This window comes from Limimaricola soesokkakensis (genome assembly GCF_900172345.1).
In the GTDB taxonomy this organism is placed as follows: Bacteria; Pseudomonadota; Alphaproteobacteria; order Rhodobacterales; family Rhodobacteraceae; genus Limimaricola; species Limimaricola soesokkakensis.
Window position 1 is genome coordinate 43,046 of record NZ_FWFY01000003.1, and the last position, 15,917, is coordinate 58,962.

Annotated in this window: 15 protein-coding genes; 4 read left to right on the forward strand and 11 right to left on the reverse strand. The window is 68.5% G+C overall.

Features of this window, described 5'->3' with window-relative positions; genetic code table 11:
- From rodA to LOS8367_RS05595, 7 genes are all read right to left on the reverse strand, one after another.
- Complete coding sequence (rodA, locus tag LOS8367_RS05565; protein ID WP_085895512.1) at positions 1-1,140, reverse strand: rod shape-determining protein RodA; 1,140 nt, start codon at positions 1,138-1,140, stop codon at positions 1-3.
- Position 1,141: 1 nt separating this feature from the next.
- Positions 1,142-3,082: a penicillin-binding protein 2 gene (mrdA, locus tag LOS8367_RS05570; protein ID WP_085895513.1), complete on the reverse strand. Its 1,941-nt coding sequence runs from the start codon at positions 3,080-3,082 to the stop codon at positions 1,142-1,144.
- Complete coding sequence (locus LOS8367_RS05575; protein WP_085895514.1) at positions 3,079-3,612, reverse strand: rod shape-determining protein MreD; 534 nt, start codon at positions 3,610-3,612, stop codon at positions 3,079-3,081. Before LOS8367_RS05575 ends, mrdA begins: the two co-directional genes overlap by 4 nt.
- Entirely contained in the window at positions 3,605-4,558 is a 954-nt protein-coding gene (gene mreC / locus LOS8367_RS05580) for a rod shape-determining protein MreC (RefSeq protein ID WP_085895515.1), read from the reverse strand. Before mreC ends, LOS8367_RS05575 begins: the two co-directional genes overlap by 8 nt.
- Before the next feature lie 77 nt (positions 4,559-4,635).
- Positions 4,636-5,673: a rod shape-determining protein gene (locus LOS8367_RS05585; RefSeq protein WP_085895516.1), complete on the reverse strand. Its 1,038-nt coding sequence runs from the start codon at positions 5,671-5,673 to the stop codon at positions 4,636-4,638.
- A 185-nt stretch (positions 5,674-5,858) separates the two neighbouring features.
- Entirely contained in the window at positions 5,859-7,442 is a 1,584-nt protein-coding gene (locus LOS8367_RS05590) for a 2-isopropylmalate synthase (protein WP_085895517.1), read from the reverse strand.
- Between the two features lie 192 nt (positions 7,443-7,634).
- On the reverse strand, positions 7,635-8,435 hold the full coding sequence (locus tag LOS8367_RS05595; protein ID WP_085895518.1) for a glutathione S-transferase family protein: 801 nt from the start codon (positions 8,433-8,435) through the stop codon (positions 7,635-7,637).
- A 91-nt stretch (positions 8,436-8,526) separates the two neighbouring features.
- Between LOS8367_RS05595 and LOS8367_RS05600 the strand changes: the two genes are divergently transcribed.
- Together LOS8367_RS05600 and LOS8367_RS05605 are read left to right on the forward strand one after the other, a co-directional pair.
- Positions 8,527-9,240 carry an SDR family oxidoreductase gene (locus LOS8367_RS05600; RefSeq protein WP_085895519.1) on the forward strand — a complete coding sequence of 238 codons (714 nt, stop codon included), beginning with the start codon at positions 8,527-8,529 and terminating at the stop codon, positions 9,238-9,240.
- A complete protein-coding gene (locus LOS8367_RS05605) occupies positions 9,230-9,922 on the forward strand; it encodes an SDR family NAD(P)-dependent oxidoreductase (protein WP_085895520.1) in 693 nt (230 codons plus the stop codon). The genes LOS8367_RS05600 and LOS8367_RS05605 overlap by 11 nt, the downstream gene beginning before the upstream one ends.
- 247 nt (positions 9,923-10,169) lie before the next feature.
- Here the strand turns inward: LOS8367_RS05605 and LOS8367_RS05610 are convergent, their stop codons facing one another.
- Together LOS8367_RS05610 and LOS8367_RS05615 are read right to left on the reverse strand one after the other, a co-directional pair.
- Positions 10,170-11,846, reverse strand: a complete 1,677-nt coding sequence (locus LOS8367_RS05610; RefSeq protein WP_085895521.1) for a 2-isopropylmalate synthase — start codon at positions 11,844-11,846, stop codon at positions 10,170-10,172.
- Between the two features lie 106 nt (positions 11,847-11,952).
- Complete coding sequence (locus LOS8367_RS05615; protein ID WP_085895522.1) at positions 11,953-12,465, reverse strand: cupin domain-containing protein; 513 nt, start codon at positions 12,463-12,465, stop codon at positions 11,953-11,955.
- 103 nt (positions 12,466-12,568) lie between these two features.
- Here LOS8367_RS05615 and LOS8367_RS05620 point away from each other — a divergent pair, with 103 nt between their 5' ends.
- On the forward strand, positions 12,569-12,997 hold the full coding sequence (locus LOS8367_RS05620) for a DUF1801 domain-containing protein (protein ID WP_085895523.1): 429 nt from the start codon (positions 12,569-12,571) through the stop codon (positions 12,995-12,997).
- Between the two features lie 26 nt (positions 12,998-13,023).
- Positions 13,024-14,475, forward strand: coding sequence for an MFS transporter (locus LOS8367_RS05625; protein WP_085895878.1), 1,452 nt, complete (start codon positions 13,024-13,026; stop codon positions 14,473-14,475).
- On the opposite strand, the gene LOS8367_RS05630 is transcribed toward LOS8367_RS05625, so the two are convergent.
- Both LOS8367_RS05630 and LOS8367_RS05635 read right to left on the reverse strand, forming a co-directional pair.
- Positions 14,476-15,408 (reverse strand): MBL fold metallo-hydrolase, encoded by a 933-nt coding sequence (locus LOS8367_RS05630; protein WP_085895524.1) that lies wholly within the window; start codon positions 15,406-15,408, stop codon positions 14,476-14,478.
- Positions 15,409-15,492: 84 nt separating this feature from the next.
- Positions 15,493-15,912, reverse strand: coding sequence for a metallopeptidase family protein (locus LOS8367_RS05635; protein WP_085895525.1), 420 nt, complete (start codon positions 15,910-15,912; stop codon positions 15,493-15,495).
- Between the last annotated feature and the right edge of the window lie 5 nt (positions 15,913-15,917).

Consider the following 15,917-nt stretch of genomic DNA (forward strand, 5'->3'; position numbering starts at 1 on the left):
TCACCTCGGCTTGTGGACATGCGCGCTCTGCACCAGCCCGAAGGCCAAGAGCAGCACCAGCATCGCCGAGCCGCCATAACTCACCAGCGGCAGCGGCACGCCCACCACAGGGGCGAGCCCCATCACCATCGACATGTTCACCGCGAAGAACAGGAAGAACGTCATGGTGATGCCGATCGTGAGCAGCGAGGCGAAGCGGTCGCGGTTGTTCACCGCCGACACCACGCAGAAGAAGATGATCAGCGCGTAGAGCGCCAGCAGCGTCGAGGCGCCGACGAAGCCGAACTCCTCGGCCAGCGTGGTGAAGATGAAGTCGGTGTGCTTCTCGGGCAGGAAGTTGAGCCGCGACTGCGTGCCCTGCATGAAGCCGCGCCCGGTCCAGCCGCCCGAGCCCAGCGCGATCTTGGCCTGGGTGATGTGGTAGCCTGCGCCCAGCGGATCGTTCGAGGGATCGAGAAACGTGTCGATGCGGCGATACTGGTAATCCTTGAGAAGCTGCCAAGGCGTGCCCCGCGACACGAAGACGGCATAGACCGCGCCGATCCCTGCAGCGATCACGGTGGCGAAATAGGCCCAGTGGACGCCTGCCGCGAACATCACCGTCGCGCCGCCGATCAGCAAGAGCAGCGCCGTGCCGAGATCGGGCTGGGCCAGCGTCAGCAGCGTCGGGATAGAAATGAAGACGACCGGCAGCAGCACCCAGAAGATGTGCGAGGTGCGCCTGAGCGGCAGCCAGTCGTAATAGGCGGCGAGGAACATCACCAGACTGACCTTCATCAGCTCCGAGGGCTGTAGCCGGATCGGCCCGAGATCGATCCAGCGCTGGGCGCCCATGCCGACCTCGCCGAACATGTCCACCGCCACGAGCAACGCCAAAGAGCCGCCATAGGCCAAGAGCGCCATGTTGCGCCAGAACCAGATCGGCACCATGGCGACGACGATCATCGCCACCATGCCGACGCCGAAACGCTTCATCTGCGGCTCCATCCAGGGCCGGGGCGAGCCGCCGGCGACCGAGTAGAGCATCAGGAAGCCGAAGCTGCAGACGGCGGTGATCAGCAGGATCACCGGCCAGTTGAGGTAAAGCAGCTTGCGAAAGCCCGTGGGGACGAACTTGGCGTTGGTCTCGAGGTAGCTCATCTCAGGCCCTGTCGGAGGCGGTCATGCCACGCGCCACGTGGTTCTCGATGCGCTTTTGCTGCTCGGCGATCGCATCCCGCAGGTTCGAGGGATAGGCCTCGAGCGGCGGCGGCCCGTCATAGAGCGCCTGCAGTGTCACGTCGCGCGCGATCGGGGCGGCGACCGAGGAGCCGCCGCCGCCATGCTCGACCACGACCGAGACGGCGAAGCGCGGGTTCTCGTAGGGGGCGAAGTTGACCCAGAGCGCGTGGTCGCGCCGTTCCCAAGGCAGGTCAGCGTTCGAGGTGACGCCGCGGGCCCGCTCCTCGGCGGTGATGCGGCGCACCTGACTGGTGCCGGACTTGCCCGCCATCTGCATCCCCTCGGCCACGATCCGCGCCCCGTAGCCGGTACCGCGCGGGGCGTTCGAGACGTCATTCATCGCGGAGCGCACCCGGCGCAGGTAGTTCTCGTTGAGACCCATCGGCTCGCCGGCGCCGGAGGGCTGGATCTCGCCGCCGATCGAATGCACCAGCCGTGGCCGCACATCGCGCCCGGTGGCGAGCCGCGCCGACATCACCGCGAGCTGCAGCGGCGTCGCCAGCACGTAGCCCTGACCGATCGAGGCGTTGACGGTATCGCCGATGCGCCAGCTCTCGCCGTAGCGGTCGCGCTTCCACTGGGTGTCGGGGGCCACCCCCTCGCTCACCGCCGACATCGGCACGTCGAGCGGTACGCCGACGCCGAGCCTGCGCGCCATCTCGGCGATGCGGTCGATGCCGATCTTCTGGCTGATCTCGTAGTAATAGACGTCGCAGCTTTCCTGCAGGCTGCGATGCATGTTGACGTTGCCATGGCCGCCGCGCTTCCAGCAGTGGAAGCGGGTGCCGCCGACTTCGGAATAGCCGGGGCAGTATTCGGTGTCCTCGGGGCCCACGAGCCCCGATTCCAGCGCTGCCATGGCGACCACCATCTTGAATGTCGAACCGGGCGGGTAGGCGCCCTGCACGGTCTTGGCCGAGAGCGGGCGGTACTTGTTCTCGTTCAGGGCGCGCCAGTCGGGCCCCGAGATGCCGCGCACGAAGAGGTTCGGGTCGAAGGTCGGGGCCGAGGCCACAGCGCGCAGGTCGCCGGTCTCGAGATCGATCACCACCACCGAGGCGCTCTCGCCCTCGAGCCGCGCCTCGGTGTAGCTTTGCAGCTTGCTGTCAAGGGTGAGCTGGATGTCCGCGCCGGACTTGCCCTCCTCGCGGTCAATCTCGCGCATCACTCGGCCCGCGGCGTTGACCTCGATCCGCTTGGTGCCGGCGGAGCCGCGTAGCTCTTCCTCGAACTTGGCCTCGACCCCGGTCTTGCCGATCTGGAAGCGCGGGATCTGCATCAGCGGGTCGGGGTTCTCCATCTTCGACAGGTCGTAATCGGAGACCGGGCCCACATAGCCCACCACATGCGCGGTATCTGAGCCGCGCGGGTAATGGCGCGACAGGCCGACCTCGGCGGTGATGCCGGGCAGGGCAGGGGCGTTGACGGTGACCTTGGCCACGTCGTCCCACGGCACCCGCTCGGCCACGGTGACCGGAACGAAGGCGGGGCGACGGGCCATCTCGGCCTTGGCGCTTTCGATCGCCTCGGGCGGCAGGTCGATCAGCCGCGCCAGCCGGTCGAGCGTATCGTCGACATCGCCCGCATCCTCGCGGGTGAGCACCACGCGGTAGTTCTGTTCGTTGACCGCGAGCGGCACGCCGTTGCGGTCGAAGATCAGCCCGCGCGCCGGCGGGATCAGCCGCATGTTGATACGGTTCTCCTCGGCGAGAGAGCGGTAGATCTCGCCCTCGTCGACCTGCATCGACCGCATCCGCCAGCCCAGCACGCCGATCATGGCGAGCTGCGAGGCACCGATGACGAGGCTGCGCCGCCCGATGCGGCGGGCGCTTTCGGCGGTTTCCTTCGGCGGTCGTTTCATACGGAGATCCTCCGACGGCTATCGGTGGGGCGGTGGCCGATACGGAACAGCCAGCGCGCGGCGATGGCGGCGAGCGGGTAGGCCAGCGCAGTGGTGACGGCTTGGCTCGCCACGAGGCCGAGCGGCGGCGCGGGCACCACGGTGATCAGCAGTGCCAGCTGCGTTGCCGCGAGGATCCCCGCCACGGCGAGGCTCGTCGCCGCCCATTCGGCGGCGAATCCACCGGCGCGCAGCCGCATGTGCCGCCGCCTGAGCATCTCGGTCGCGATCACCGTCAACGCCGCCATCAGGCCCGGCGGCCTCTGGAACAGGAAATCGGCCAGCAGCACCACCCCCGCCACCATCCAGACCGGCAGGAAGCCGGGCCGCCGCACGACCCATAACAGCACCGCCACCAGCAAGAGGTCCGGCCCGGCCCATCGCGGCGGCAGCGTGTCGAGCGGCAGCAGCCGCAGGAAGATCAGCCCCATGGCCAGCGCGGCGAAACCCGCGCGGCCGAGCCAGAGCCGGGCCTGCCTGGGGCTAGCCATCGGGCGCCTCCGCGGCCTGGTCCGGCTCTGGCTCGGCCAGCCCAATGCTTGCAGGCGCCGGGGCCGGCGGGCCGAAGACCTCGCGCGGTTCGGGCACGATCAACCGGCCCGTTTCGTCCACGGTCTCGGCCTGATGGCTGCGCAACACCCGCAGGAATTCGAGCCGCTCGTAATCGGCGGCGAGACGAATCCGCAGCCGCCCGTCCGAGCCCATCGTCACTTGGCCCACCAGCAGGTCGGCCGGGAACATGCCGCCATCGCCCGAGGAAACGACCCGGTCGCCGGGACGCACGAGGTCGGGGTTCTCGAGGAAATCGATCGGCGGATAGATCGTGTTGTCGCCGGCGAGGATCGCGCGCTGCCCCGAGGGCTGGATCGTCACGGGAATGCGCGACGAGGTATCGGTGAGCAGCAGCACCCGGCTCGAGGCGTGCCCGACGCCCGAGATCCGGCCCACCAGCCCGATCCCGTCCATCGCGGGCCAGCCGTCGAGCACGCCGTCGCGGGCGCCGACATTGACCAGCACCGATTGCCGGAACGGCGAGCCGCTATCGGCCATCACCACGCCGGTGATGTAGGTGAGCCGCGGGTCGAGCCGCACGTTGTTGAGATCGAGAAGCTTGGCGTTCTCCTGCTCGAGCTGCAGCGCCGCCTCGCGCCACGCGCGCATCTGCTGAAGCTCTCGGCGGAGCTGCTGGTTCTGCTCGTGCAGATGCGCATAGCTCTGGAAATTGCCGGCCATGGTCGCGAGGCCGGTGACGGGCGCCAGCGCCCAGTCGAAACTGGGCAGCACCCGGTCGACCACCTCGGCGCGCATCCGCTCCACGCGGGGGCTGTCGATGCGCCACAGGGCGAACAGCGCCAGAAGCGCGAGCAGCAGGAGCCCGACCAGCAGCCTGCGGATCGGGCGGGCGTAATCCTCGCCGCTATGTCTCGGTCTCGCCAAGGAGCGCGCACCCCCTCGTCATCTGGCAGGAACCCTCCGCGAGGGAGGGTCGGGACACCCCCGGCGGGGGCGTCGTCTCAGCTGTCGTAGTCTATCACATGCCGCAGCTGCTTCTCGTATTCCAGCGCCTTGCCGGTGCCGAGCGCCACACAGTTGAGTGACTCGTCGGCGACCGAGATGGCGAGGCCGGTCTGCTCGCGCAGCGCGAGGTCGAGCTGGCCCAGAAGCGCGCCGCCACCCGTAAGCATCACGCCACGGTCTACGATGTCGGCAGCAAGATCCGGCGGCGTCGCCTCGAGCGCGGTCATCACCGCCTCGCAGATCTGCTGCACCGGCTCGGCCAGCGCCTCGGCGATCTGTGCCTGGGAGATTTCGGTCTCCTTCGGCACGCCGTTCAAGAGGTCGCGGCCCCGGATATGCATCGACTGGCCGCGGCCGTCATCGGGCATCCGGGCCGTGCCGATCTGGGTCTTGATCCGCTCGGCCGTAGCTTCGCCCACCAGCAGGTTGTGCTGGCGCCGCAGGTAGCTGACGATCGCCTCGTCCATGCGGTCGCCGCCAACGCGCACCGAGCGGGCATAGACGATGTCACCGAGCGACAGCACCGCCACCTCGGTGGTACCGCCGCCGATATCGACCACCATGTTGCCCGTGGGATCGGTGATCGGCATGCCCGATCCGATCGCCGCCGCGATCGGCTCGGCAATCAGGCCTGCGCGCCGCGCGCCGGCCGAGAGGACCGATTGCCGGATCGCCCGCTTTTCCACCGGTGTGGCGCCATGCGGCACGCATACGATGATCTTGGGCTTCGAGAAGGTCGTCCGCTTGTGCACCTTACGGATGAAATACTTGATCATTTCCTCGGCGACATCGAAATCGGCGATGACGCCCTCGCGCATCGGCCGGATCGCCTCGATCGAGCCCGGGGTCCGGCCCAGCATCAGTTTGGCGTCCTCGCCCACGGCGAGCACCTTCTTCACGCCATCCTTGACGTGGTAGGCCACGACGGAGGGTTCGGACAGCACGATGCCACGTCCCTTGACGTAGACCAGCGTGTTCGCCGTCCCGAGGTCGATCGCCATGTCAGACGAAAACAAGCTGCCCAATCCGAACATGGCGTGATCTATCCCGTTCCCAGTGCTGTGATGTTCCGCGACTCCGAGGGCCTGCGGACCTCGCGCCTTATAGGCATGACGGCCCGGCGCGGAAAGGCCCGCAACCCCTGCGGTCAGCGCATTTTCGCCGTTTCACGTACCGTTGCATGGAAGACGCGGCGCCGGGGCGCCGCGTCGGCGCGATGTTACTCCCCGGCGTCGAGATAGCCCACGCCCTTCACATCGGCATTCGGGGCGGTCTTCTCGCGCCGCACCAGCAGCCGGTTCACGGCGTTGATATAGGCCTTGGCACTGGCGACGACGGTGTCGGTATCGGCGGATTGGCCGGTCGCGATGCGCCCGTCTTCCTCGAGCCGCACCGAGACGGTCGCCTGCGCGTCGGTCCCTTCGGTGACGGCCGCCACTTGGTAGAGTTGCAGTCGCGCCTCGTGCGGGAACAGCGCCTTGATCGCGTTGAAGGTGGCGTCGACCGGGCCGTCGCCGGTGGCGTCGACCGATTTCTCCTCGTCGTCGATGGTCAGGGTCATCGCTGCGTGCTGTGGCCCCTCGGTGCCGCAGATCACCTTCAGCGACTTGAGCCGCAGCCGATCCGAGACCGCCTCGTTCTGGCGCACCAGAGCGATCAGGTCGTCGTCGTAGACCTCCTTCTTGCGGTCGGCCAGTTCCTTGAACCGCACGAAGACGTCGTTGAGTTGATTGTCGGCCAGCTCGAAGCCCAGCTCCTTCAGCTTGGAGCGCAGCGCGGCACGGCCGGAATGCTTGCCCAGCACGATGTTGGTGGCGTTGAGGCCGACATCCTCGGGACGCATGATCTCGAAGGTCTCGGCGTTCTTCAGCATCCCGTCCTGATGGATGCCGCTTTCATGCGCGAAGGCGTTCTTGCCGACGATCGCCTTGTTGAACTGCACTGGGAAGCCCGAGACGGTGGCAACGCGGCGCGAGATGTTCATGATCTTGCGGGTGTCGATACCGGTGTCCCAAGGCAGGATGTCGTGGCGCACCTTCAGCGCCATCACCACTTCTTCCAGCGCGGTGTTGCCAGCGCGCTCGCCGAGGCCGTTGATCGTGCATTCGATCTGCCGGGCGCCACCCTCGACCGCGGCCAGCGCGTTCGCCGTCGCCATGCCCAGATCGTTGTGACAATGGGTCGCAAAGATGATCTCGTCGGCGCCCGGCACCTCGGCGATCAGGCGCCGGATCAGCTGGGCGCTCTCCATCGGGGCGGTGTAGCCCACAGTGTCGGGGATGTTGATCGTCGTGGCGCCGGCCTTGATCGCGATCTCGACCACGCGGGCGAGGTAGTCCCATTCGGTCCGGGTGGCGTCCATCGGCGACCACTGCACGTTATCGCACAGGTTGCGCGCGTGGGTCACCGTGTCGTGGATCCGCTGCGCCATCTCGTCCTTGGTCAGGTTCGGGATTGCGCGGTGCAGCGGCGAGGTGCCGATGAAAGTGTGGATGCGCGGCGATTTCGCGTGGCGAACCGCCTCCCAGCAGCGGTCGATGTCCTTGTAGTTGGCGCGGGCGAGGCCACAGATCGTGGCGTTCTTCGACTGCTTCGCGATTTCGCTCACCGCCTTGAAATCGCCCTCCGAGGCGATCGGGAAGCCGGCTTCGATGATGTCGACGCCCATCTCGTCGAGCAGCTCGGCGATCTCCAGCTTCTCGGCATGGGTCATGGTGGCGCCGGGCGATTGCTCGCCGTCGCGCAGCGTCGTGTCGAAGATCAGGACGCGGTTTTCGGGGCGGGTGTCGGGGGTGGTGGTCATCTCTCAATTCCTCTCGGGTCCGGGTGCGTTATCCGGCGCGATTGTCCCCTCTGAGCGGTCGCGCCGACGGGCACGCTCAGAGGCGAGTAAGGAGAAGGAGGGTCCGAAGCGCGGGCAGGGCCGCGGGGGACGAGAGGGTGAGGTTCCGGCTCATGGGCGGGACTATATCGCCCGTTCGCGGGATGAAAACCCCTAAGCCGACAGAAGTCCCAACTCGGTATCCGAGGCGACGCGGTCGTACTTGTCACGGGGTGGCATCGGCCGGTCGCGCCAGTCGGGCTCGAACACGAAGCTCGAGCGCCGCCGCCCCTCGGGCAGCGCGCCATTGCCCGATCCCACGGCGTAATCGTAGTAGAGCTTGACGATCTGGTCGTAGCGCACCTGCTGCGCCGCCTCGAAGCCGAGGCAGGCGTCGCGCCAGCGCCGCACGCGCTCGAATTCGGGGGTCTCGGGCAGATCGAATCCCTCGTAATGTTCGAGAAACCAGAACCGCATCATCAGCGGCGTGTAGACGATCTCGGCCAGCCCGTAGCGGTCGAACAGCCATGTACCCTCGGGGTTGTGTCGCTCCAGCATCTCGCCCAGCCATCGGTAATGCCCGAGCAGCGCCGCGCGCTTGTCGTCTCGCTTCGCGGGGTCGGTGTTCATCACATAGAGATAACCGGACATGCCGAACGGCCCCTCGCGGGTGATGAACAGCCGCTCGATGCCGCGCTCGAACGGGTCGGCGCGGGCGATGCGCGGCTCGGCCCAGCGCTCCTCGACATAGCGCAGGATCACCAGGCTCTCCTTGAGGATGCCGCCATCCTCGGTCTCCAGCACCGGCAAAGCCGTGGTGCCCCCGGTCTTCTCCAGCAGCCAGTCGGGGCGCGGTTCGGTGATGTCTATGACATAGAAATCCACCGCATCCCTCAGCCCCTTGAGCGCCAGCAGGATCTCGACCCGCTGCGAGAACGGGCAGACCGGGATGTGGTAGATGGTCGGTCGGGTCATGGACGATCCTCCTCTCCGACGGAGATCATGCCACGCCGGGGCCGCGCCGTCACGGATTGACCGGCGAACGCATCCTTCTAGCTCGCGGCGCATGACACAGCACATGAAGCGGGCGCTCGTCACCGGCGGCGCCAAAGGTATCGGGCGCGGCCTCGTGGAGCGGCTGGCGCAGGAGGGCTGGGAGGTCGCGGCGATGGACCGCGACGCCGGGGCGCTGCAGGGGCTACCCCAGGGCGCACGGGCGATCGAGGGCGACGTCTCGGACGAGGCCTCGGTCCGGGCCGCCATCGCCGCCACCGGTTGGGACGGGCTCGACCTTCTGGTCAACAACGCAGGGCTCGCGAGCCCGGAAGCGGGGCCGATCGAGGATCTGGCGCTGGCCGATTGGCAGAAATGGATCGGCACCAATCTCACCGGTGCCTTCCTGATGACCAAGCACTGCGTGCCGTTGTTGCGCGCGCGGCGCGGCGCGATCGTCAACATCACCTCGTCGCGCGCCCACCAGTCCGAGCCGCAGACCGAACCCTACGCTGCCGCCAAGGGCGGGCTGACGGCGCTGACCCACGCGCTCGCCATCTCGCTCGGACCCGAGATCCGCGTGAACGCCATCGCGCCCGGCTGGATCGTGACAACCGGCTGGGACGAGCTGCGCGAGATCGACCATGCGCAGCATCCGGCCGGCCGCGCGGGCCGCCCCGAGGACGTGGCCGAGGCGGTGCTCTGGCTCGCCGGGGCGGGGTTCATGACCGGCGAGAGCATCCTGCTCGACGGGGGCATGACCCGGAAGATGATCTATGCCGAGTGACGCCGCCGCCTCCACGACCGTTCCTGCGACCGCTCTCGTGATCGGCGCGTCGGGCGGCATCGGCGCGGCGCTCGCCGCCGAACTGGAGCGGCGCGGCACGGCCGTCACCCGGCTGTCGCGCCGGGAAGATGGGCTCGACGTCACGGACCCGGACTCGGTCGAAAGGGTGCTTGGCGCCGTCGAGGGGCCCTTCGCGCTGATCCTCGTCGCCATCGGCATTCTCGCGCCCGAAGGGCAGGGGCCGGAAAAGGCGCTCGACGCGATCGAGGCCGATCACATGGCCCGGGTCTTCGCGGTCAATGCCATCGGCCCGGCGCTGGTGCTGCGGCAGCTGTCGCGGCTGCTGGAGCCGGGCGGGCGCTGCGGCGTGCTCTCGGCGCGGGTCGGCTCGATCGGCGACAACGCCATGGGTGGCTGGTATTCCTACCGCGCCTCGAAGACGGCGCTGAACCAGATCGTGCATGGCGCGGCGCTGGAGATGAAACGTCAGGACAAGGGCGCGGTGCTCGTGGCCCTGCATCCCGGCACGGTCGAGACCGAGTTCACCGCCCCCTATGCCGGGCGTCACAAGATGGTTTCGGCCGAGGAGGCGGCGAAGAACCTGCTGCAGGTCATGGACAACCTTGATCCGGCGCAGTCGGGGGGCTTTTACGACTGGCGCGGGGAGGAGGTGCCGTGGTGAGGCTGGTCCTCGCTCTCGGCGATTAGCTCGCCCTGTCTCTCTGGGCGCTGCGCGAGGCCGACAAGGGCCGCGACGTGGTGGCGATGGCCGAGGGCGGCGACGATGCCAGCGACGTCCCGCATCACCCCAGGAAGATTGCCTTTGTACCGGACCCGGGACCGGAGGGATGCCGACAGGCGCCGCGCCGTGTGGCGCGCGGCGGCGGCCTTCCTCGACCGGATGAACCGGGGCGAGCGGGTCTAGGCCCTCAGCTTTCCTCCCCGACCTCCTCGGTCTCGGTCTCGGTCTCGGTCTCGGTCTCGGTCTCGATCCCGGCACCGTCGGCATCATCTTCCCCGGGGGCCTCGGCGGGCTCATCTCCGTCGATGCTGTCTTCCGGGGTGTCCGGGGTTTCGGGCGTGTCCGGGGCCTCGGTCTCTACAGGCTCTTCCGGTGGCGTGTCGGCCGGGTCCTCTTCGACGGCATCGGCATCGGCATCGGCATCGGCGCCGGTCGCGTCCTCCTCCGCCTCCGGGGCCTCGATCGGCGCGTCGCCGACGAAGGCGCCGTCGCGCCAGCCGCCTTCCTCGGTCTCGCCGGTAGCATAGCGCATCACGCCGCGACCCTGACGGCGACCATCGCGGAACTGGCCCTCGTAGATGTCGCCATTGGCATAGGTCGCGACGCCTTCGCCCTCGATCTCGCCATCGACCCACTGGCCTTCATAGGTAAAGCCGTCGGGCATGGTGATCCGGCCCTGACCATGGCGCTGGCCGTCCTCGAAGCCGCCCTCGTAACGGGTGCCGTCGGCATAGATCGCCAAGCCCTGGCCCTCGCGCTGGCCCTCGACCCAATCGCCTTCGTAGCTGTAGCCGTCGGCATAGGTCATCTTGCCGCGCCCGTGGTTGCGCGCATCGAGGAACTCGCCCTCATAGACGAGGCCGTTGGCGTAGGTGGCGGTGCCGGTGCCCTCGATCACGCCCTCGCTCCAGTCGCCCTCATAGGTCGATCCGTCGGGATAGGTGATCTTGCCGGTGCCATGCGCGAGGTCGTTCTCGAACTGGCCGACATAGACCGACCCGTCGGGATAGGTGACCTCGCCCTGGCCCTCGATCCGTCCCTCGACCCATTCACCGACATAGCGATAGCCGTCGGTGCCGGTGAAGGTGCCCTGGCCATGGCGGCGATCATCCTTGAACGCGCCCTCGTAGACGTCGCCATTGGCGTATTGGACCCGGCCCGTGCCCTCGCGTTTGCCCGCCGCGAACTGGCCGACATAGACGTCGCCATTGGGCTGTTCGAGCCGGCCCTCGCCCTCGATCTGGCCGTCGACCCAATTGCCTTCATAAACCAGCCCGTCGGGCATGGTGAGCGTGCCTTGCCCGTCGCGCTCGCCGGCCTTTAGCGTACCCTCGTAGGTCGAGCCGTCGGGATAGGTGATCTTGCCTTCGCCTTCCTTGACGCCGTTGACCCACTGGCCGTCATAGACATAGCCGTCGGGGCTGCTCAGCCTGCCGGTGCCGTGATGCATGGCGTTGCGGAATTCGCCTTCGTAGCGGGTGCCGTTGGCGTACTCGGCGGTACCGCGACCGGTGATCTTGCCGTCTTCCCACTCGCCCTCGTAATTGCCGCCATCGGCGAAGGTGATCCGGCCCACCCCTTCGGGCTTGCCGCGCGCGAACTGGCCCTCATAGACCGACCCGTTCGGGAAGGTGGCCTGACCCTCGCCGCGGATCTCGCCCTCGAACCATTCGCCGACATACTCGTAACCATTGGGCAGGCGGTAGCTTCCGCGCCCGTGCTGACGCCCGTTGAGGAAGGTGCCCTCGTAGACGCCTCCGTCCTCGTATTGCTTGATGGTGGCTTCCTGCGCCTGCGCGCCGGGCGCCTGCGCAAGCATCATCGCCGCCGCGAGTGTGAACGCGCGCTTGGCTCCTGCCGACATGACCGATTGCCCCCGATCGCTGGACCCGGTGCGACCGGTCCAAGTTTCCGCTTTCGTGCAAGAGTAACGACGGCCCCCGCCCAAGACAACAGCCCCGGCACCTCAGTCACTTGCGCGGCGGATCGGCCACGGTATCGGGCCACGTTTCCGACATCGGGCCGCCGGTCACCGGATCGCGCTCCGGGCAGGGCAGGGCGGCGATCCGGGCGCCGAAGCGGCGCCCGGCATCCGCTGCCGCGCGTTCGACCGATGGCGATTCCTGGCCCGGCGGATAGGCCCCGAGCACCGCGAAGCCCGGCCGGCTCTCGAGGCAGCGATGCCCGAACCCCGCCGGCAACACCAGCGCATCGCCGGGCACGACGTCGAGATCCTCGCCCGCCTCGCCGCCGATCCGCAGCCGGGCGCTGCCGGCGACGCAAAGCAGCGCCTCATGCGCATCGGGATGGAAATGGTGATAGTCGAAGACGCCCCAGCGCCAGATCCCGCCCCAGCCATGGCGGCGCAGCAACGCCTCCGCCGCCTCGGGTGCGAAGGCGCGCGCATGGAGCAGCGCTGGCCAGCGCGGGTGGTTCGGGATGCCGCCATTGGCGGCGACGCGGATACGGCGGACAGGGCTCATGCGCGGGAGTCTAGACGCGCGCGGCCCCTCGGCAACGCCGCGCTTGCGCCACGCCGCCGGGTCTCTAATCTCGGCCCGATCCCCAAGCCCGCCGGGAGGCGCCATGTCCGAGAACAAGACCCTGCCCACCGGCGCCAGCGTCGAGGCGTTCCTAGAGGCGGTGACGCCGGAGCGCCGCCGCGCCGACGCATCGGCTCTCGACGCGCTGTTCCGGGAGGTCACCGGTTTCGTGCCGCAGATGTGGGGGCCGTCGATCGTGGGCTACGGCTCCTATGACTACGTCTACGAGAGCGGCCATGCGGGACGCTTCCTCGCCACCGGGTTTTCGCCTCGAAAGGCCAATCTCGTGCTCTACATCATGCCGGGATACGACGAGGCCAACCCGATCCTCGCCCGGCTGGGCAAGCATCGGATAGGCAAGTCGTGCCTTTACATCAACAAGCTCGCCGACGTGGATCGCGGCGCGCTGGCGGAGCTGATCCGGCACGGGCTCGACCGGCTGGCGGGGTATTGGCCGGTGCATCCGATCTGAGCGGCGGGCGCGCGCCGGGGATCGCCATGACCGAAGAGGGTACTCCGCTCAGGGGCCGCTGGATCGCCATGGCGGCGCTGTTGGTGGCGGGTTTCATGAACCTGATCGACGTCACCATCGTCAACGTGGCCATCCCCTCGCTGCAGGACGCCCTCCAGGCCAGCGACAGCCAGATCGAATGGGTCGTCGCGGCCTATATCCTGAGCTTCGCGTTGTTTTTGCTGCCCGCCGGCCGTCTCGGCGACGTGGTCGGGCAGCGGCGGATGTTCGTGATCGGGGTCACGGTCTTCACCATCGCCTCGGCGCTGTGCGGCCTCGCGCCCGGCATCGGCAGCCTCGTGGCCGCAAGGGTTCTGCAGGGCTTGGGCGGCGCGATGATGACGCCGCAGACGCTGGCGCTGGTGCCGGCGCTGTTCCCGCCGCGCGAACGCGGCGCCGCCTTCGCGCTGTTCGGGCTTTCGGCCGGGCTCGCCAGCGTCGCCGGCCCGCTCTTGGGCGGGGTGCTGATCGGGGCCGACATCATGGGGCTCGACTGGCGGCCTATCTTTCTCGTCAACATCCCGGTCGGCGCGGTGGCGGTGCTCGGGGCGCTGCGCTTCGTGCCCAAGGTGCCGGGCGACGCGGCGCTCAGGCTCGACCTCGCCGGCATGGCGCTGGCGGGCACCGGGCTGATGCTGCTGCTGTTTCCGCTGATCGAGGGGCGCCAGCTCGGCTGGCCCGTTTGGGTCTTCGCGATGATGGTCGCCGCCATCCCGACCGGTGCGGGCTTCGTCGCCTGGCAGCGGCGGCAGGCCCGGCGGGGCGCGCCGCAGTTGATCCCGGCAAGCCTTCTGGCGAATGCCGACTACGTCACCGGCTCGGTGCTGGCGACGCTGCTCTTCGCCGGCATTCCCGGCTTCTTCTTGGTCTTCGCGATCTTCCTGCAGCTGGGCTACGGGCTAACGCCGCTGGAGTCGGGGATCACCACCTTGCCGTTCTCGCTCGGGGTGCTGGGCGCGTCGGTCCTGTCGGGGCGTCTCGGCACCCGCTGGCCGCGCGAGCGGATCACGGCGGGCGCGGTGCTGCTGGTGATCGGCATGACTGCGCTGCGGCTGATGCTCCCCGAGGCGGGCGGGGCGCTGTCGCGCGCGGCCTTCATCGTGCCTCTGGCGCTCTCGGGGCTCGGCCTCGGCACCGCCGTCTCGCCGCTGTTCCAGACGGTGCTCGCCAACGTCGCCGACCGCGACACCGGCGCGGGCTCGGGCGCGCTGCAAAGCTTCCAGCAGGTCGGCGGCGCGCTGGGCGTGGCGGTGATGGGGCAGCTGTTCTTCGGGATGCTGCGCGGGGGCGGCGGCTATCCGGACGCGCTGACGGCTGCGCTGTGGTTCAACGCGGCCGCCTTCGTCGCCGTGGCGCTGCTGGTCTGGCGGCTGCCCGAGCCGCGCCTCGTGCCGGGGCAGGGACCTGGCGGAAAGCCCGAGCCCACCCCGGCGGAGTGATCAGAGCGTCAGCTGGTAGCTGTGCGGCACCCACGCAAAGCCGTCATCCACCGCCATGACGTAGCCCGCCCCGGGGAAGGGCATGTGGTAGCCGATCACGGGCATCTTGCGCTCGGCCGCCATCGACAGCACCCGGCGCCGGGTTTCGACCGCCATCTCCTTGTCGGAGTCGAAGCTGACATGCCAGTCGGGCTCGCCCACCGACCAGACGTAGTGGTTGGCGGTATCGGCCATCAGCAGCAGCTCGCCCTCGCTCCCTGCGACGGTGAAGACGAGGTGACCCGGCGTATGGCCAAAGGCCGCCATCGCGGTGAGCGGACCGACCTGATCGCCATCCTCGATGAACTGCAGTTCCCCCTCGAGCGGCCGCACCTTGGCTTCGAAGCCCTCGTTGTTCTGCCCGGCCCAGTGGTCGAATTCGACCCGGCCCGCGTGATGCGAGGCGTTGGCAAAGGTCTTTTCCCCGGCCTCGGTCATCAGCCCGCCGATATGGTCGCCATGCATGTGGGTCAGCACCACGTGGGTGACGTCCCCCGGCGAGCGGCCGGCGGCCTCCAGCGCCGCGGTGATGCCCGCCGCGTCGAGGCCGGTATCGACGAGGATCACGTTCTCGCCCGCCTCGACCAGCACCGGGTTGAAGAAGAACCGCGCCTCGTCGGAGGGGATGAAGTTCTCCTCGCTGACCTGCGCGAAGGTCTCGTCATCGACATTGAGCCCGAAGATCGAATGCGGCTCCGGCACGACGCGGCTGCCGGCGAGCAGGGTGGTCACCTTGACATCGCCCAGCGTGAAGGCGCGGTGCGTCGGAAGCTCGACCGCGTCGCCCGAGGGGGCGGTCTGGGCAATGGCGGTACCGGGCAGGCCCGCACTCGCAGCCAGCGGCAGCGCCGCGCCGGCCATGAGCGCCGCGCGGCGGCTGATGGAATGTGACATCTCACGTCTCCTCTGCGTTGTATGACGCAAAGGTTAGGGCGTGCCGGGGCTTTGCCTAGCGCCGGGCCGCACAAAGCCCCTGCATCACAGCCACCATTGGTCGATCGCGGCGATGTCGTCGTCGGACCAGCCGAAATGATGGGCGAATTCATGCACCGTCACATGCGCCACCATCTCGGCCACGGTGACGTCGCCGCGCTCGGCCCATTCGTCGAGGATCGGCCGCCGGAACAGCCAGACCACGTCCGGGCCGTGCGGCACGTCCCAGTTCGACTTCTCGGTCATCGGCGTGCCGTCATAGAGCCCGGTCAGCTCGAACGGCTCCATTTCCATCTGCTCGAGAATGTCGTCGGGCGCGAAATCGACGACGCGCAGCGCCACCTCGGCGGCCGCGCGGCGGAACGGCTCGGGCAGGGTGGCGATGACGTGGCGCGCGATCGTCTCGATCTCGTCGAGAGTGGGCGCGAGGGGGCTGCCCGCGAAGGGGTCGGATGTGCTGTCCATAGCCC